This window comes from Bacillus sp. SCT118 (assembly GCF_058566435.1).
The window spans coordinates 1,226,088-1,242,483 of record NZ_CP191225.1 but is presented as its reverse complement, the minus strand read 5'-3'; the positions used below and the strand labels follow the sequence as shown (position 1 = coordinate 1,242,483).

16 protein-coding genes and 1 pseudogene are annotated in these 16,396 nt (G+C 44.5%); 1 reads left to right on the top strand and 16 read right to left on the bottom strand.

What is annotated here, in order from left to right; all coding sequences use genetic code 11:
- Nucleotides 1-6: 6 nt before the first annotated feature.
- From argH to sppA, 11 genes and pseudogenes are all read right to left on the bottom strand, one after another.
- Nucleotides 7-1,392: an argininosuccinate lyase gene (argH, locus tag ACQVGT_RS06270; protein WP_015384369.1), complete on the bottom strand. Its 1,386-nt coding sequence runs from the start codon at nucleotides 1,390-1,392 to the stop codon at nucleotides 7-9.
- Nucleotides 1,389-2,600, bottom strand: coding sequence for an argininosuccinate synthase (locus ACQVGT_RS06265; RefSeq protein ID WP_003229357.1), 1,212 nt, complete (start codon nucleotides 2,598-2,600; stop codon nucleotides 1,389-1,391). The genes argH and ACQVGT_RS06265 overlap by 4 nt, the downstream gene beginning before the upstream one ends.
- A 169-nt stretch (nucleotides 2,601-2,769) precedes the next feature.
- Nucleotides 2,770-3,282, bottom strand: a complete 513-nt coding sequence (locus tag ACQVGT_RS06260) for a MogA/MoaB family molybdenum cofactor biosynthesis protein (RefSeq protein ID WP_015384370.1) — start codon at nucleotides 3,280-3,282, stop codon at nucleotides 2,770-2,772.
- Nucleotides 3,283-3,366: 84 nt separating this feature from the next.
- Complete coding sequence (locus tag ACQVGT_RS06255; protein ID WP_003223511.1) at nucleotides 3,367-4,554, bottom strand: acetate kinase; 1,188 nt, start codon at nucleotides 4,552-4,554, stop codon at nucleotides 3,367-3,369.
- 172 nt (nucleotides 4,555-4,726) lie between these two features.
- Nucleotides 4,727-4,919 (bottom strand): annotated as a pseudogene (locus ACQVGT_RS06250) (hypothetical protein).
- A complete protein-coding gene (locus ACQVGT_RS06245) occupies nucleotides 4,891-5,880 on the bottom strand; it encodes a class I SAM-dependent methyltransferase (RefSeq protein ID WP_015384371.1) in 990 nt (329 codons plus the stop codon). The pseudogene ACQVGT_RS06250 and the gene ACQVGT_RS06245 overlap by 29 nt, the downstream one beginning before the upstream one ends.
- A 60-nt stretch (nucleotides 5,881-5,940) precedes the next feature.
- The gene (gene tpx, locus ACQVGT_RS06240) at nucleotides 5,941-6,444 is read right to left on the bottom strand and encodes a thiol peroxidase (protein ID WP_003223506.1); all 504 of its coding nucleotides are present in this window, start codon (nucleotides 6,442-6,444) and stop codon (nucleotides 5,941-5,943) included.
- A gap of 109 nt (nucleotides 6,445-6,553) precedes the next feature.
- Nucleotides 6,554-7,009 carry a GerW family sporulation protein gene (ytfJ, locus tag ACQVGT_RS06235; protein ID WP_015483560.1) on the bottom strand — a complete coding sequence of 152 codons (456 nt, stop codon included), beginning with the start codon at nucleotides 7,007-7,009 and terminating at the stop codon, nucleotides 6,554-6,556.
- 13 nt (nucleotides 7,010-7,022) lie between these two features.
- Nucleotides 7,023-7,703, bottom strand: a complete 681-nt coding sequence (locus tag ACQVGT_RS06230; protein ID WP_015483561.1) for a DUF2953 domain-containing protein — start codon at nucleotides 7,701-7,703, stop codon at nucleotides 7,023-7,025.
- A 74-nt stretch (nucleotides 7,704-7,777) separates the two neighbouring features.
- Nucleotides 7,778-8,272, bottom strand: a complete 495-nt coding sequence (locus ACQVGT_RS06225; protein ID WP_015483562.1) for an RDD family protein — start codon at nucleotides 8,270-8,272, stop codon at nucleotides 7,778-7,780.
- Nucleotides 8,273-8,284: 12 nt separating this feature from the next.
- Entirely contained in the window at nucleotides 8,285-9,292 is a 1,008-nt protein-coding gene (gene sppA / locus ACQVGT_RS06220; RefSeq protein WP_015384373.1) for a signal peptide peptidase SppA, read from the bottom strand.
- A gap of 185 nt (nucleotides 9,293-9,477) precedes the next feature.
- On the opposite strand from sppA, the gene ACQVGT_RS06215 reads away from it, so the two are divergent.
- Entirely contained in the window at nucleotides 9,478-10,281 is an 804-nt protein-coding gene (locus ACQVGT_RS06215; protein ID WP_015384374.1) for an NAD kinase, read from the top strand.
- A gap of 31 nt (nucleotides 10,282-10,312) precedes the next feature.
- On the opposite strand, the gene ACQVGT_RS06210 is transcribed toward ACQVGT_RS06215, so the two are convergent.
- The 5 genes from ACQVGT_RS06210 to ACQVGT_RS06190 form a co-directional block, all read right to left on the bottom strand.
- Nucleotides 10,313-11,902, bottom strand: coding sequence for an amidohydrolase (locus ACQVGT_RS06210; RefSeq protein WP_015384375.1), 1,590 nt, complete (start codon nucleotides 11,900-11,902; stop codon nucleotides 10,313-10,315).
- Between the two features lie 19 nt (nucleotides 11,903-11,921).
- Nucleotides 11,922-13,511, bottom strand: coding sequence for an acyl-CoA synthetase MbcS (gene mbcS / locus ACQVGT_RS06205; protein ID WP_015483564.1), 1,590 nt, complete (start codon nucleotides 13,509-13,511; stop codon nucleotides 11,922-11,924).
- A 178-nt stretch (nucleotides 13,512-13,689) separates the two neighbouring features.
- Nucleotides 13,690-13,899 (bottom strand): alpha type acid-soluble spore protein SspA, encoded by a 210-nt coding sequence (sspA, locus tag ACQVGT_RS06200; RefSeq protein ID WP_003223491.1) that lies wholly within the window; start codon nucleotides 13,897-13,899, stop codon nucleotides 13,690-13,692.
- 93 nt (nucleotides 13,900-13,992) lie between these two features.
- Entirely contained in the window at nucleotides 13,993-15,198 is a 1,206-nt protein-coding gene (gene thiI, locus ACQVGT_RS06195; protein WP_015384377.1) for a tRNA uracil 4-sulfurtransferase ThiI, read from the bottom strand.
- Between the two features lie 4 nt (nucleotides 15,199-15,202).
- A complete protein-coding gene (locus ACQVGT_RS06190) occupies nucleotides 15,203-16,348 on the bottom strand; it encodes a cysteine desulfurase family protein (RefSeq protein ID WP_015483565.1) in 1,146 nt (381 codons plus the stop codon).
- Nucleotides 16,349-16,396 lie beyond the last annotated feature (48 nt).

Here is a 16,396-nt window from a genome sequence, read left to right as displayed (position 1 = left end):
GAAATTTTAACAAACTCCTGCTGCCACGCAAGCTTTCGCTTTTTCAAGCGCCTGCTTTACCTGTTTGAATCCGGTGCCCCCGGCGCTCATTCTTTTTTCAACTGCGTAGTAAGGGTCTAATACAGTGTAAATATCTTCTTCGAATAGTGTGCTCGCCTGCTGAAAATCGCCAAACGGCATATCGCTTAAATAGATCCCTCTTTCGATGCATGTGTACACAAGTTTCCCGACCACTTCATGCGCTTCTCTGAACGGCATTCCTTTTTTAGCTAAATAATCGGCCAGTTCCGTCGCGTTTGAAAAGTCTTGTTTTGTCGCTTGCTTCATGACGTCTTTGTTTACAGTCATTGTTTGGATCATGCCTGTGAAGATTTGCAGGCTGCCCTCCACCGTTTTCACCGTGTCAAACATGCCCTCTTTGTCTTCCTGCAGATCTTTGTTGTAAGCGAGCGGAAGTCCTTTCATGATCGTAAACAGTCCCATCATATCGCCGTATACGCGTCCTGTTTTGCCGCGGATCAGCTCCGCCATATCAGGATTTTTCTTTTGCGGCATCATGCTGCTTCCTGTTGCGTACGTATCGTCAAGCTCGATGAATTTAAACTCCTGCGAGCACCATAAAATGATTTCTTCAGCGAGACGGGATAGGTGCATCATCAGCATACTGCTGTTGCTTAAAAACTCCAAAATGAAGTCTCTGTCACTGACGCCGTCCAAGCTGTTTTCATAAATGGCATCAAAGCCGAGCAGTTCCGCTGAATAATCACGGTCGATTGGGAAGGTTGTTCCCGCGAGCGCCCCGCAGCCGAGCGGAGATTTGTTAATCCGCTTCATTGAATCCTGAAAACGCTCCTTGTCGCGCTCAAGCATCCAGAAATACGCAAGCAGATGGTGAGCGAATGAAATCGGCTGGGCGCGCTGCAGATGTGTGTAGCCCGGCAGAATCGCTTCAACGTTCGCTTCCGCCTTTTCAATCAGCGCACTTTGGAATGCCTCAATCAGCTCGATGATGTGGCCGACATGATTCTTCAAATATAAATGCATGTCAGTCGCCACCTGGTCATTCCGGCTTCTGCCGGTATGCAGCTTGCCGCCAAGAGGACCGATTTCGTCAATGAGCATTTTCTCAATGTTCAAATGAATATCCTCATAATCGACTGAGAATTCCAATGCTCCCTCCTCTGCTTTTTGCAAAAGGGTATTCAGGCCCTCTCGGATTTTCAGCTCTTCTTCTGCTGTCAGAATACCGCATTTTTTCAGCATGGCAGCATGTGCGAGAGACCCTGTAATGTCTTCAGCAACTAAATTTTGGTCAAATGATATGGACGCGCCGAACTCGTCGACCCATTTTTCCGGTGTTTTTTGAAATCGGCCTCCCCAAAGCTTCTTCATGCTTTAATCTGCTCCTTCTTTTTCACGATGCTGTTCACTTTTGTCGGAAGTCCCCAAAGCTCGATAAATCCGATTGCTGCATGGTGATCAAATGCATCGTCTTTTGTATATGTTGCAAGTTTTTCATCATATAGAGAGTATTCCGATTTACGTCCTTCTACAATTGCATGGCCTTTAAACAGCTTCACGCGGACAATGCCTGTGACATGCTTTTGCGTTTCTTTTAAGAAAGCGTGCAGCGCGTCTTTTAACGGCGAGAACCATAAGCCGTTATAAATGATTTCTGACATTTTTTGCTCGATGATCGGTTTAAAGTGGGCTACCTCTTTCACCAGTGTCAAATCTTCTAATTCTTTATGCGCTTTGATCAGTGTCATCGCACCAGGGCATTCGTATACTTCCCGGGATTTAATGCCGACGAGGCGGTTTTCCACGTGGTCGATACGTCCGACACCATGCGCGCCCGCCATTTCATTCAGCTTCAAGATCAGCTCAGAAAGCGAGTAGGAAACACCGTCAATGGAGACAGGCACGCCCTGTTCAAATGCAATTTCAATCACTTCCGGCGTGTCCGGCGTTTTTTCCAGCGGAGCTGTTAAATCGTATGCACCTTCTGGCGGCGCCGCCCATGGATCTTCTAAAATGCCGCACTCATTGGCGCGTCCCCAGAGGTTTTGGTCGATAGAATACGGGCTGTCAAGATTGATCGGAATCGGAATGCCGCGGCTAGCCGCATATTCAATTTCTTCTTCACGTGACCACTGCCATTCGCGAACCGGCGCGATGACTTCAAGATCAGGGTTTAATGATTTAATGGAGACTTCAAAACGAACCTGGTCATTTCCTTTCCCTGTGCATCCGTGGGCAATCGCCTGTGCATCTTCTTTTTCCGCAATTTCAACCAGTTTTTTCGCGATCAGCGGTCGAGATAATGCCGAAACAAGCGGGTATTTTCCTTCATACATCGTGTGGGCCTGCAAAGAAATAAGCGCGTAGTCCTGTGCAAATTCTTCTTTTGCATCGATCACGTAGGAGTTTGTCGCGCCGACTTCAAGCGCTTTCTGCTGAACAAATGCCAAATCTTTGCCCTCACCGACATCCAGGCAGCAGGCGATTACATTATATCCTTGCTCCTGAAGCCATTTTATTGCGACGGAAGTATCAAGACCTCCTGAGTATGCTAATACGACTTTTTTCTGTTCTGACATGATAATAATCCCCTCTCAACCGTGTTACTATTTTGTATAAAAATAAATTATATTTAATAAAAATACATTTTGTATGTATACACTTTAACAAGTACGTTTCGTTTTTTCAAGCCTTTTATAAAAAAAACTTCACCTAAATTTCAGGTGAAGTTTCGTAGTATTTATTCATTTACTTGTCTTTTCTGATTTCTCTGACCACATGTGCAAGTTCGGGAATAATCAGCTTATTCATTGCCAGCTTTACCGCGCCGCTTGAGCCTGGCGTTGAGAAAACAGCGGTATGCTGAATGACGCCGGCAGCTGCTCTCGACATGATTGCGGCAGAGCCGATATCCTCTGTATAACTCAGCATCCTGAATATTTCTCCAAAGCCGGGCAGTTCTTTCGAAAACAGCGGCGTAATGGCTTCAATTGTGACATCCCGATCTGCTATGCCTGTCCCTCCGTTTAAGAGTACCGCGTCTGTCTGTTCATCCATGCAGCCCGCAAGCACTGACCGCTGCAAAGCATCCTTTTCGTCTTTTACAATTTCATATGCAGCAATATGATGACCGGCTTCTTCTAAAAATGAGATCATCAGCTTGCCGCTTTTATCGGTTTCCTCTGTCCTCGTGTCACTGACAGTAATCACTTTGCACCGAACGATATCGGGAGCTTCTTGTTTATGCTCTTGAACGCTCATTGGCCCACCTCTTTTATGTTTTCTGTCTGTCACTATCATGCATCAACAAAAAAGCACATTCAAGAGAATGTGCTTTCATGCGATTTATTTTGCTAAACGAACAACGTCGCGCGCAATCATGACTTCTTCATCAGTCGGAATGATCATGACTTTTACCGGAGAATGCGGATAGCTGATGAAAGCTTCCTCGCCGCGCACGTTATTAAGCGCAGGATCCCAGTATACGCCCATGAATTCTAAACCGCGAAGAACGCGTTCTCTGACTTCCACACTGTTTTCACCGATACCGGCAGTAAAGATGATCGCATCGACACCGCTCATTCTTGCAGCGTAAGAACCGATGTATTTGTGGATTCTGCTTGCGAATACTTCAAGAGCCGTTTCCGCGCGCTCATTTCCTTCTTTCGTTGCTTCAACGATGTCACGAAGATCGCTTGAGAAACCGGAAATGCCGAGCAGTCCGCTTTTTTTGTTTAATGTATTCAATACTTCGTCAGCCGTTTGGCCTGTTTTCTCCATGATGTATGGAATCAGGGCAGGGTCGATGTTTCCAGAGCGTGTGCCCATTGCTACACCGGCCAGCGGCGTAAAGCCCATGGATGTGTCAATTGATTTTCCGCCTTCAACAGCGGCAATACTTGCTCCGTTTCCAAGGTGGCAGGAAATCAGGCGCAAGTCTTTTAACGGACGGCCGAGAAGCTCTGCCGCACGCTCAGTTACATATTTATGTGAAGTGCCGTGGAAGCCGTATTTACGGATGCCGAATTTTTCATAGTATTCATACGGCAAGCTGTACAGGTAAGACTGCTCAGGCATTGTTTGGTGGAATGCCGTATCAAATACAGCTACCGCAGGAACATTTGGAAGCACTTCTTTGAACGCTTTAATTCCAACGATATTTGCCGGATTGTGAAGCGGTGCCAATTCAGAAATATCTTCGATTTCCTTAATGGTTTCATCCGTTAATAAAACAGAATCGCTGAATTTCTCTCCGCCGTGAACGACACGATGGCCAATTCCGTCAATTTCATTCAAGTCTTTAATAATGCCGAATTCCGTCAACTTATTCAGCAGCATTTTAACAGCTACCGCATGATCCGGAATATCAGTTACTTCTGTATTTTTTTCGCCGTTCACAGAAATTGTGAATACGCTGTCGGCGATACCGATTCGTTCAACTAAACCCTTCGTTAAAACGGTTTCTGAAGGCATTTCGAAAAGCTGAAATTTCAAAGACGAGCTTCCTGCGTTAATTGCAATAATTTTGGACATGATTGACGCTCCTTTATACTCTGTATCAACAACTTCGTTTTTCGTACTTTTTTCCCGGTGAATATCAACATCTTCTCCGAAAAATATCTGACTTTTCCATTTAAACATTGTCATGTCGGCTTTTCAAGTCAACTTGCGTATTGATAACGCTTACAATAAGAAGTCGTTATTTTCAGACACATTCCCTATAAGTTTTGTATTGATGAACGCTTACAATTTGCGGTTTTTCCCTCTGTATTTTGTGTTTCAAAGCTGGATTCAATTCGTCAAGTCCGGTCAAATAAAAGCAGCTTAGGCATCGACCTCATAGGGCTGCCTAAGCTGCTTTTAAAACACTTACTTTTCTTTTTTAAACCATTCATCAAATTGAGCCATCATATCAAGCATCGCCTTTTGATTGGAGAAAGACGGAAGATTCGCAAGCAGAATTTGCCCCGGCGATTTCGTATTCTCTCCTTGTTTCTGAAGCACAAGGATGCTTTTGGCATGCGCTTCGTCTTTAAAAATAGATTTTGGCAGCTGCAACAGTGCGTTGATATGAACCTTATCTTTGAAAAACTGTTTCAGCTTGCCGCTTTGGGAGCTCTCAAACAAATGATTCGGAATCATAAAAAATAAGTAGCCGCCTGGTTTGGTATGCTTGACGCTCTGTTCAATAAACAGATGATGAGCGAAGGAATGGCCTTCGTCAGCTTTGAGCTCAAACGCTTCTGCTCCTTCGTCATTCGGATAATAGCCGACTGGCAGATCACAAATGACCGTGTCAACTGGATCGATAAACAACGGCTCAAGGCTGTCCTGGTGAAAAAGCTCAAGCTCTTTTTTCAGAAGGTTCGCTTGGGCATAGGCGATCTTCAAGAGCACATCATCAATTTCAATGCCAAAGCTGTTTGCCGTTTTTTCAGACAGCTGGTTCAGCACGGTAAACAGAAGGTTCCCAGTTCCCAAGGCTGGATCAAGAATGGCCAGTTCCTTTTTGTCCGCCATAAACTTATTCACCAAATAGCTGATGAAAAGCCCAATCGTATCCGGCGTCATTTGTCTGTTTGGATGGGAGATATCTTTCATTCCTTTAAGGACGGCAAGCTGAAAAGCCTTGCGTACCCACTCATGCTCATACGTGCCGAATTCCGCTTTTTCAAGCAGAGCCTGAAGTTGTTTGGTTTTCTGATCAGCAGGCAGTTTCAGCTGATCCGTTTTTTCAAGAAAATACATTTCTCCTGCTTCGGCCAGCGCCTCTATATATGAAATCTGCAATTCATTCTTTATCATAATCGCGGCTTCGTTTAACAGCTCATACACCGCACCTACATGGTCTTTTTCCATATTGTGTTCCTCCTTGCCATAAAAAAAGCTCCGGCGGCAGCCTGGAGCTTTTTTCCCTGCTTACTTCACTAATGCCTTAGCAGCCTCAATTGGCTTTTCATAGTTCGGGTGGTTTGTTGCTTCGCTTACATATTCAGCGTAAACGACTTTTCCGTTCTCATCAAGGACAAATACGGAACGCGCAAGCAGACGAAGTTCTTTAATATACACACCGAACGCTTCGCCAAATGACATATCTCTGTGGTCAGACAGTGTTTCCACTTTGTCAATTCCGTTAGCGCCGCACCAGCGCGCTTGCGCAAATGGAAGGTCTGCACTGATTGTGTAGACGTTGACATCTCCAAGCTTTGCAGCTTCTTCGTTAAAACGGCGTGTTTGTGCATCACAAACACCTGTATCAATTGAAGGGATAACAGAAATAATCGTTACCTTTCCTTTCATGTCAGCTAACGATTTTTCTTCAAGGCTGTTAGTCAGCACTGTGAAATCAGGAGCTTGATCTCCTACCTTCACTTCTTGTCCGACAAGTGTAACCGGACCGCCTTTGAATGTAATTTCAGCCATTATAATTCCTCCCTTTTGTATGTATGTCTCTATCATAGTAAAGTTTCCTGCAAACTGCAAAGTTTATGCCAAAAAAAAGTTAACTGCGGCCAGCGCAGTTAACCTTTTTTTAATAATTCATATTGTTCATTTGGTTTTGATTTTGGCCCTGGCCTTGGTTCTTGTTATTTTTCTTGAACATTTGCTGGATGCGTTCGAGTGTTTGAGGGGCTGCGTCTAAAATTTTCTCTATTAAATGGGTATTTTCATCTAAATGAAGCATTCTGATGCCTGACGATCCGACAATTAAAAACGCGATCGGCGTAATGGACACACCGCCCCCGCTTCCGCCTCCGAAAGGAAGTTTCTGTTCTCTTGTCTCATCGTCTTCCGATTTCTTTTCGGCCGGCTTTCCGCCAAACTCGCTTCCGCCTGCGGCGAATCCGAATCCAACTTTAGAAACAGTTAAAATCACACTTCCATCAGGCGTTTCTACTGGATCTCCGATGATGGTGTTAACATCAATCATTTCCTTCAAGTTTTCCATTGCGGTTTTCATTAAACCTTGGATGGGATGGTCTGCCATATACGCTTCCTCCTTAAACTGATGAATCATTCTTTGAAGTCATTCTAGCCGACGGATTCTTCTTTAATACGGATAGCTCCCGTCCGTATTTGACGAATTTGAAAGCTGCAAGCATAGCATGTCCAAAGCGAAAAAAGAATATACACTGAAAATGGGTCTTGGAAACAGGGACTTGAAACGACGGGATCACCTCATAGACAGGTTTATTCACAAAGTCCAGGTGGTCGTAGAGCATTGCTGCGATACCGCCCTTCACACCCCATACAGCACCTGTTAACACACCTGTCACTGCCGCGTCCTGAATTCCGATTACTGTAACCCATTCTAGTTTTGTGATATGTAAATGCGCGAGAAAAGACGCGCTGATTTTCCGCAGTCTGGTGACCTGATGCAAAAGCATTTCGATTTTATTAATGCTTTGCTGCACATCGTTTTGTGTAATTTTTTTCTTTCCGCTGCTTTTTTTCATTTTAGATTCAGTTTTTTGTTTGATATCCACTGTTCCGTCTTCTTTGTTCACCTTAATCGCCGGGATTGTTTTTTTGATCCTTATAAGGCCAAACAGCGCCGTAATCTTCAAAGTCAATTTGTCATTATCAGCGGCATGAAGATACTCCAGCGCGACATGGATTTTCATTCTGAGAAGCAGTACGATCCCTATGAGAATAAGAATGGCTGTCAGTACATACACCATATTCTTCACTTCCTCTAGGAGCATTATCGCCAATTCCTAAAAAAATAAACCCGGACAGAGGTCCGGGTTATCGGTTATTTGCGGTATAATTTTTCATGCACCACGGTGGTATCCGCGATGTAATCATGAATCCCTTGTTTTGTAGGTGAAAAAGCAACAACGATATATAAAATCCAAATCTTATCAATATACCGTCCAACCACTTCACGAAAAATCACTGTACTCCATGTCAGCTTGCTAACTTGCTTCACAGAAACCACTTTGAGGCCGAACACCATTTTACCAAGCGTCTGCCTGAAGTATTTAGTCATTAGTGCGAAGTAGGCAAGATACACAATAAGCGTTGTCACACTGTAAGCCGAGAAGGTAAACATGCCGGATGTTTTCGGCAGATCCAATACGGTAAAGAGGGGAGAAACGAGCAAATGGTTTAATCCCCATATCACGAGCCAATCAAGCAGGAAAGCCCAGAAACGAACCCAAAAGCCAGCATAGGCATGTGTCAGCTGCTCCGCTTCTTGCGGGCCTTTGATGTCATTGCGCTCTAACTCTTCATATGTCGCGTCCATTATTGTTCCCTCCTACTTCGCATAGAGATACATCATTCTCGGCGAACCGGATTGCGATAGAATTTCTCTCATATTCAAAAAATCAATTTCACTTTTAAACATTTTGTTCGCGCCCATGGAAAACAGTGAGCCTAATCCGAAGCTTTCCTCATAAGAAATGACAGAGGCGTTTTTCAAATCCTTGTGATCCTTTTTCATCGCCGTAATGGTATCCTCATAAAAACCAAGCTCATCAACGAGGTTCAGTTTTTTTGCCTGCCGTCCGTCATACACGCGGCCGTCCGCAATTTTCTTTACCTCTGCTTTCGGCATGCTGCGCCCTTTTGAAATGACATCAACAAAGCCTTCATACGAATTATCAACCATCGATTGCATGATGTTTTTTTCTTCTTTCGTCATCTCACGGGAAGGAGACATAATGTCCTTATGGGCCCCGCTCTTAATCGTTTCAAAAGAAATGCCAAGCTTATCGGCAAGCTTTGAATAATTGACGCTTTCCATAATGACGCCGAGTGACCCAGTCAGGGTTTCCGGTGTCGCAAAAATCTTATCAGCCGCTGTTGAGATGTAATAGCCTCCTGATGCTGCCATCGAACCCATTGACACGTAAATCGGTTTTTTAGTTTCTTTCTTGATTTCTTCCAGTTTCTTATGTATTTCAGCACTTTCATACACTCCGCCACCCGGAGAATTCACCTTCAGAACGATACCTTTGACCGTCTTGTCATCTTTTGCGCGCTCAAGGTTTTTTAAGAACGTTCTGTGGTTATATCCGTCTGCACCAAGCAGACTGCTTGAGTCCCCATTATCCTGAATGGTGCCGCTGACCTCTAATACGGCAATTTTACTTGAGAGACTGCCGTTTTCCAGCGTCTTTTCCTGCGATTCATCCGTCAGTGATGTGAGATCCGTTTGAGCGCCTTTGACGCTTTCAAAGAAACTCATAGAGATGCTGACGATAATAGACACGCCGAAAATCCCCAGAGCAATCACTAATGCAATCCATCTTTTTGCATTCATTTTTTCTCCTCCTTTTTCCTAAACTCTCTCATTATACGATTCAATATGAAAAATGTTTCACTTCATGAGAAAGCTCCGGCTTAACGGGCTGCCGGCAAACGTGGTACACTTATGGCCAAAGGTATTTTATCACAAATACTGGATGGCAGAAAAACTTAAATATGACAGCAAAGGGGAAATGGGATATGACCGATCAACGCCGTAATGTTTATTTTTTTCACAAACAGGATCAGGAAACAAACGAACAAGCCCGCTCGTTAACACAATTGGCTGAAGAGCATGGATTTACCGTTGTGAACCAGCACTCAGACGCCAATATTATCGCTAGCATTGGCGGGGACGGCACATTTTTGCAGGCAGTCAGAAAGACAAATTTTCGTGACGACTGCTTGTACGTCGGCATTACCAAAAAGGGGAAAGCTCATTTATATTGCGACTTTCATAGTGATGAGCGTGAAAAAATGGTCGATGCTATGACGTTTGAACAAATTGAAGTCAGAAAATATCCGCTGATTGAAGTGACAGTGGATAACGCCAGTCCTTTTCATTGCTTAAACGAGGTTTCCATCCGTTCAAGCATCATTAAAACCTTTGTGATGGACGTGCTGATTGATGATCTCCACTTTGAAACGTTTAGAGGTGACGGAATGATCATCTCAACGCCTACAGGCAGCACCGCCTATAACAAGTCTGTTGCAGGAGCGGTTGTTGATCCGCTGCTCCCATGCATGCAGGTATCTGAGCTTGCTTCTCTTAACAATAACACCTACCGGACACTCGGCTCGCCATTTGTCCTCAGCTCTGACCGAAAGCTGACCCTTCGTGTGGTGCAGGACGGCAACGAACACCCAATCATTGGCTTAGACAATGAAGCACTCAGCACGAGAAATGTGAAAACGATCGAAATCAAACTGTCTAATAAGCAAATCAAAACAGTCAAACTAAAGGACAATTCATTTTGGGAAAAAGTGAAGCGTACTTTTTTATAGAAACTAAAAGGACAGGCAGCTGCCTGTCCTTTTACGATTTCTCATATACAATCTGGCCGTTAATCACGGTTTTTTTAATATCTAAAAGATGAAGCTGTGCGGGGTCAATGGCAAACGGATCACCACTGAGAACTGTAAAATCCGCGTCATAGCCTTCCGCAATTTTTCCGCGTGACTTCTCTTTATAAATGATACCGGCGCTACCTTCTGTATAAAGCTTTATCGCTTCATATACAGGTAAACATTCACTTTCATTATAGCTTGGCCCGTTTTGCTCATGACTGCTTTTCCTGAGAACCGCGGACTGTATCCCTAGAAGCGGGTCAACAGGCTCAATCGGGGCATCTGAACCACCAGCGCATAAAATGCCTTTAGATATGAGAGTTTTCCAGGCAAATGCAGTCTTCATCCGGTCTTTTCCGAGACGGTCAATGACCCACGGAAAGTCGCTTGCAACGAAGTGCGGCTGAAGGTCAAGTGCGATCGGCATGCGTGCTGCTCTCTCGATTAATTCGTTATCAAGCACTTGGGCATGAATAAGCCGATCATGCCGGCCGTTTTTGGGCGGATGCTTTTCTATTGCGTTCAGCACTTTTTCAAAAGCAAGATCACCGATTGCATGAACAGCAACCTCCATCCCTTTTTCTCTCGCTTTGCGAATGAGCCGGCCAAGGGTTTTGTCATCATGAACCTGAACACCATTTGTTGATGGATCATCCTGATATGGTTCCTTCAATAAAGCCGTTCGCCCGCCAAGCGCCCCGTCCGCAAAGATTTTCATCGCACCAAACTCCACATACGGGCCGGACGGTTTCTCCAGCTGCTCCCATCGATCGACCGCTTCATGATGAACGAGCAAATGGCAGCGGAACGGATACTTTCCGCCAGCGGCAGCTTTCTCATAAGCTTTCAACGGCACCGAAACATCACCATAATAGGACAAGTCTTCCGAATGGCCGCCCGTCAGGCCTTTTGTCCAGCAATCCTTTATTGCAGCCGTTAATGCCTCATCAACATAGTGCTGGGAGACTGGCGGGACAGCCTTCAGAATCAAATCCTGCGCCTTATCAAACAGGAGTCCGGTCGGCTCTCCATTTGCATCTTTTACAATGACTCCGCCGTCAGGGTCAGGGGTATTTCTTGAAATTCCCGCTGCTTGAAGAGCCGCAGAATTGACAGCTATTGCATGCCGGCATATACGCTTGAGCAAGACGGGCCTGTCAGGAAACAGGCGATCAAGATCATGCTTAGTCAAGTAGTCAGGTGTCTCAAACTGATTTTCATTCCAGCCCTCTCCAATGAGCCAATCGTTTTTAGGAAGCTGCCGCTCTCTTTCCTTCGCAGCCTGTAAAATTGCATCTTTCGACGTCAGTGCGGATAGATCGAGCTGAAGCTGTTTCTCACCGTGGCCGATCAAATGTAGATGGCTGTCAACAAAACCGGGGAACATCACTGCTCCGTTCAGGCTGATTTCTTCTGTTTCCGGCGACCCGTACTTTTCCTTCAAACGTTCATAGCTGCCGGTGCCTTTTATGACACCATCCTCAACATAAACTGCCTCAGTCCGATCACCTTCTTTGAGCATCGTATAAATGAAACCGCCGTGCCATATCGCCTTCATTCACGTTCACTCTCTTTCTTTACGCCTTTTTATTGGCTTTGAGCTGTTCTTCACGTCTTCTTAATTCCACTCGTCTTATTTTTGCAGAAGCCGTTTTCGGCAGGCTTTCCACAAATTCAATTTCTCTAGGATATTTGTATGGAGCGGTAATCGTCTTCACATGGTTTTGCAGCATTTTGACAAGCTCATCACTGCGTTTTTCATGATTTTGCAGGACTACATACGCCTTTACGATGGAGCCTCTGATTTCATCAGGGCTTGCGACAACAGCACATTCTTTTACTTCTGGGTGCTTAACAAGCGCGTCTTCCACCTCGAAAGGCCCGATCGTATAGCCGGAGCTGATAATAATATCGTCATTTCGGCTTTCAAACCAGAAGTAACCTTCCTCATCTTTTCTTGCTCTGTCTCCCGTTAGGAAATAATCGCCGCGAATTTGTGTTTTCATTCTTTCCGGATCTTTAAAATACTCTTTAAAGAGCGCAGGCGTACTGAGGTGAACAGCGATATCGCCAACCTCACCAGGTTTGCAGATTTCACCGTCTTCATTTATGATCTCCACCTGATTTCCCGGTGTTGGTTTTCCCATGCTTCCCGGTTTAATAGGCGTATCCTTCAAAACACCAACCAAAAGCGTGCTTTCTGTTTGGCCATATCCGTCCCGTACCTTAATGCCAAAGTGCTTTTGGAAAACATCAATGACTTCACGGTTGAGCGGCTCACCTGCGGAAACAGCGCTGTGCAGGGCAGAAAGATCAAAGCGGTCCAAGCCTTCAACCTTCGCCATTAAGCGGTATTCTGTCGGCGTGCAGCAGAAAACATTGATTTTGTAGCGATTTAAAAGCTCTAGATATTTTTCTGCTTTGAATCTGCCGTGGTACACAAAACCGGTTGCTCCGCTGCCAAGCACCGCTAAAAATGGACTCCATACCCACTTTTGCCAGCCAGGGGCAGCAGTTGCCCAGACGATATCCTTTTCAGAAATATCAAGCCAAGCGCCGGCAGAAGTTTTTAAATGAGCAAATGCCCATCCATGTGTATGTACAACACCTTTCGGCTGACCTGTTGTCCCGGATGTATAAGATAAGAAAGCCATATCATCTCTTGTTGTGTCAGCTGTTTTAAATTGGCTTCCGTCCGCTTCAATTGATAAGAGGTTTTTCCAGCCGGCATCATTTTCACCAATAGACAGTGTAATCAGTTTATCAGCCGTACTGACATCCCGGAAAGCGCCAATAAATTTTGAGTAGACGATGGCGCCTTTTACCTCTGCATGTTCAATCCGGTATTCAAGATCTTTCGCGCGAAGCATTTCGGAGCACGGAATGACAACCATTCCTGATTTCAGGATAGCCAAATAAACAGCATAGGCTTCAAGCACCCGCGGAACCATTACAATCAGCTTGTCTCCCTTTTTAAATCCAAGATCAGCTAAGGCCGCTCCGATTTTATTTGTTTCTTCCATCAGCTTTTCATACGACCAAGATTCTTGCTTGCCCGACTCGTCCTCCCACAGAAGAGCGGTTTTTTGTCCAGCGGCACTGAACTTTTCCATTTCATTCACTAAATTATATTGCATAGGGGCAATTAAATCTTCACGTTTTAACACGAACAACTCCTCACTTTCTCCACCCATTATACATAAATACAGGCTCTTTCCGTAAGGATATGCCTAAAAGCAACCTCTGTAAACATAGATTTTATAGGCCGCTGGTCCTTTTTTATATGTAAAAAATGAAAAGGAGTGGGGATACCCCCACTCCTAAGCCATTATGTGAAATTGTAAATTAGAATTGTCCTCCGCCCATGTTTTGTTGAGCAAAAGATACAAGACGTTTTGTGATCTCTCCTCCAACAGAACCGTTAGCGCGAGAAGTTGTGTCTGCTCCAAGGTTTACACCGAATTCAGAAGCGATTTCTAATTTCATTTGGTCGATCGCTTGAGCAGCTCCTGGTACTAAAAGGTTGTTGCTGTTACCTGAGTTATTGTTAGCCATGTGTCTCACCTCCTTGTGAGTATAGAATGTGTCAAAACACATGGCTTCATTCAGAAAAACTTTGGTAATTGTATACAGGAGCTGAAAATTGATTTAAAAGAGTTCATCGAATTTATCGTTAGCTTCTTGTTCGCTATACAGGGTCATTGTCTCAATGTTATCTACCGCTTCTTGAATATACGGCTCGAAATCAACAAAGCTTTCAAAGTGTTCAATTTTCTCTTTTTTAGGGCGTGTTTTCGGGCTTGGCGGTGTAAAGATCGTGCAGCAGTCTTCAAACGGCTGAATGCTTGTCTCATATGTGCCAATTTCCCGTGATTTTTCGATGATTTCTGTTTTGTCCATGGCGATTAACGGACGCAAAATCGGTGTTGACGTCACCGCATTAATTGCATACATGCTTTCAAGCGTTTGGCTCGCTACCTGACCGAGGCTTTCTCCCGTAATAATGGCAAGCCCGTTTCTCTTTTCTCTGATTCTGTCGGCGATCTGAAGCATGAGGCGGCGGGTTGCCGTCATTGTGTAATTTTCAGGAATTTGTTTTTGGATGAGCTCTTGCGTTTTTGTAAATGGAACAATATGAAGTGTCATGCTTCCCCCAAAACGGGACAGACATTTCGCCAGATCCATTACCTTTTGCTTTGCGCGCTCACTCGTGTATGGCGGGCTGAAGAAATGAACAGCTTCTACCGACAATCCCCGTTTCATCGCATAAAAACCGGCCACAGGGCTGTCAAAGCCGCCAGAAAGCATCAGCATCGCTTTTCCTGCTGAACCAACTGGCAGCCCGCCTGCACCTTTTTCATCACGAATTGTCAAAAATGTTGCTTCTTCCCTGATTTCGATTCTGAGCGGGATGTCTGGGTTGCGAACATCGACCGTCAATCCTTCTGTATTTCGCAAAATATGGCCGCCGATTTCAGCGTTCATCTGGTTTGTATCTAATTCAAATTGCTTATACGCTCTCTTTGTCGCGACTTTAAACGTATCACCTGGTTTATATTGATCTTTGATGGCCTTTAGTGCGGTTGCCTTAATATCATCAAGGCGGCTGTCACATTTAATTGCCAGGCTGAAGCTTTGAATCCCAAACACTTGCTTTAAATGAGGAAAAAGAGCCTCAGGATCCTCTCCATTTAATGTAATCGTCATACGATCCCTGTTGGAAAAGTATTTTAAATTCGGATAGTCTTTCAAAACGAGTCTGATGTTTTGTTTTAAGCGCTCAATAAAGCTTTTTCTGTTTTTGCCTTTGGTCGAAATTTCCCCAAAACGAATTAATATATGATCGTAATTCATGTTTCTACCTCATCATTTTCCTTAATTTTTTGATGCCAGGTCGAAGCGCGTTCATAAACGGATCTGCCACATCGCTTGTCTGGCTGTAATTTAAACTGATTCTGATGCTGCTTCCGGCAATCTGCTCTCCTTTGCCCATCTCTAAGAGAACTTTACTGGGCTTATGTTCTTTTGCCGAGCAAGCCGATGTTGTGGAGACGAATATATCCTGTTCCTCAAGCATGTGTAAAAGCACTTCCGCTTTAATCCCCGGTACAGAGAAATTAATAATGTGCGGCGCGCTATTCATTTGAGGCGTGTTGATAACGACGCCCTCAATTTCACTCAGCCTTTTCATAAACAATTCCTTTGTGGCAGTCATCGTGTCAAGCCGTGTGTCAAAATCAGCAGAGGCAAGATTAATGGCCTTGGCAAGCGAAACCGCACCAGCAGTATGTTCTGTTCCGGCCCGTATGCCTTTTTGCTGAGAGCCTCCCGTTATGAGCGGAATAAGGCGTGTTCCTTCTTTTACAATAAGTGCGCCTGTCCCCTTTAGGCCGTGAAATTTATGCCCCGAAATTGAACATAGATCAATGCCGGCCTTTTCAATTGCCAAGGGCACTTTATAGATGCCCTGCACATAATCGACGTGAAACAAAATGTTCGAGTGCTCTTTCAGCACTTCTCCTGCCGCTTCAATCGGCTGGACGGAACCGACTTCATTGTTCACATGCATCATGCTGACAAGCACGGTATCGGGACGGATGGCTGCTTTTAGTTCTTCAATAGAAACAAATCCGTCTTCATTCACAGAAAGATAAGTGATATCAAACCCGAACAACTCTTTCAGCTGTTCTAACGATTCCGTAACAGATGGATGTTCAATAGAAGTGGCAATGATATGTTTGCCTGTTTTTATCTTTGACAAAGCCGCTCCTTTTAAAGCCGCATTATTGGCTTCTGTGGCGCCTGACGTAAATACAATATCATATTTTTTTAGGCCTAAGGACCTTTTGATTTGATTTTTGGCTGCTTGAAGCAGCTGTTCCGTTTCGGCTCCATATCGGTGCAAAGATGAAGGATTGCCAAAGTATCGGCTGCTTGTCTGTTCATATACGTTCAAGACTTCATCGTAAGGCTTCGTCGTTGAACTATTATCTAAATATATCATCTTTTTTACTCCTTTATGAAAGCGGTACAAGGTATGATATTTATGTTA

Excerpts from the sequence above, each read along its gene's own strand:
- ACQVGT_RS06230 (WP_015483561.1), bottom strand. The coding sequence starts at position 7,703 with ATGGTGTATGTACTGACAGCCATTCTTATTCTCATAGGGATCGTACTG.
- ACQVGT_RS06255 (WP_003223511.1), bottom strand. The coding sequence starts at position 4,554 with ATGTCCAAAATTATTGCAATTAACGCAGGAAGCTCGTCTTTGAAATTT.
- thiI (WP_015384377.1), bottom strand. The coding sequence starts at position 15,198 with ATGAATTACGATCATATATTAATTCGTTTTGGGGAAATTTCGACCAAA.
- ACQVGT_RS06245 (WP_015384371.1), bottom strand. The coding sequence starts at position 5,880 with ATGGAAAAAGACCATGTAGGTGCGGTGTATGAGCTGTTAAACGAAGCC.
- ACQVGT_RS06265 (WP_003229357.1), bottom strand. The coding sequence starts at position 2,600 with ATGTCAGAACAGAAAAAAGTCGTATTAGCATACTCAGGAGGTCTTGAT.
- ACQVGT_RS06215 (WP_015384374.1), top strand. The coding sequence starts at position 9,478 with ATGACCGATCAACGCCGTAATGTTTATTTTTTTCACAAACAGGATCAG.
- argH (WP_015384369.1), bottom strand. The coding sequence starts at position 1,392 with ATGAAGAAGCTTTGGGGAGGCCGATTTCAAAAAACACCGGAAAAATGG.
- ACQVGT_RS06190 (WP_015483565.1), bottom strand. The coding sequence starts at position 16,348 with ATGATATATTTAGATAATAGTTCAACGACGAAGCCTTACGATGAAGTC.
- sppA (WP_015384373.1), bottom strand. The coding sequence starts at position 9,292 with ATGAATGCAAAAAGATGGATTGCATTAGTGATTGCTCTGGGGATTTTC.
- ACQVGT_RS06225 (WP_015483562.1), bottom strand. The coding sequence starts at position 8,272 with ATGGACGCGACATATGAAGAGTTAGAGCGCAATGACATCAAAGGCCCG.
- sspA (WP_003223491.1), bottom strand. The coding sequence starts at position 13,899 with ATGGCTAACAATAACTCAGGTAACAGCAACAACCTTTTAGTACCAGGA.
- ACQVGT_RS06210 (WP_015384375.1), bottom strand. The coding sequence starts at position 11,902 with ATGAAGGCGATATGGCACGGCGGTTTCATTTATACGATGCTCAAAGAA.
- ACQVGT_RS06260 (WP_015384370.1), bottom strand. The coding sequence starts at position 3,282 with ATGAGCGTTCAAGAGCATAAACAAGAAGCTCCCGATATCGTTCGGTGC.
- ytfJ (WP_015483560.1), bottom strand. The coding sequence starts at position 7,009 with ATGGCAGACCATCCCATCCAAGGTTTAATGAAAACCGCAATGGAAAAC.
- tpx (WP_003223506.1), bottom strand. The coding sequence starts at position 6,444 with ATGGCTGAAATTACATTCAAAGGCGGTCCGGTTACACTTGTCGGACAA.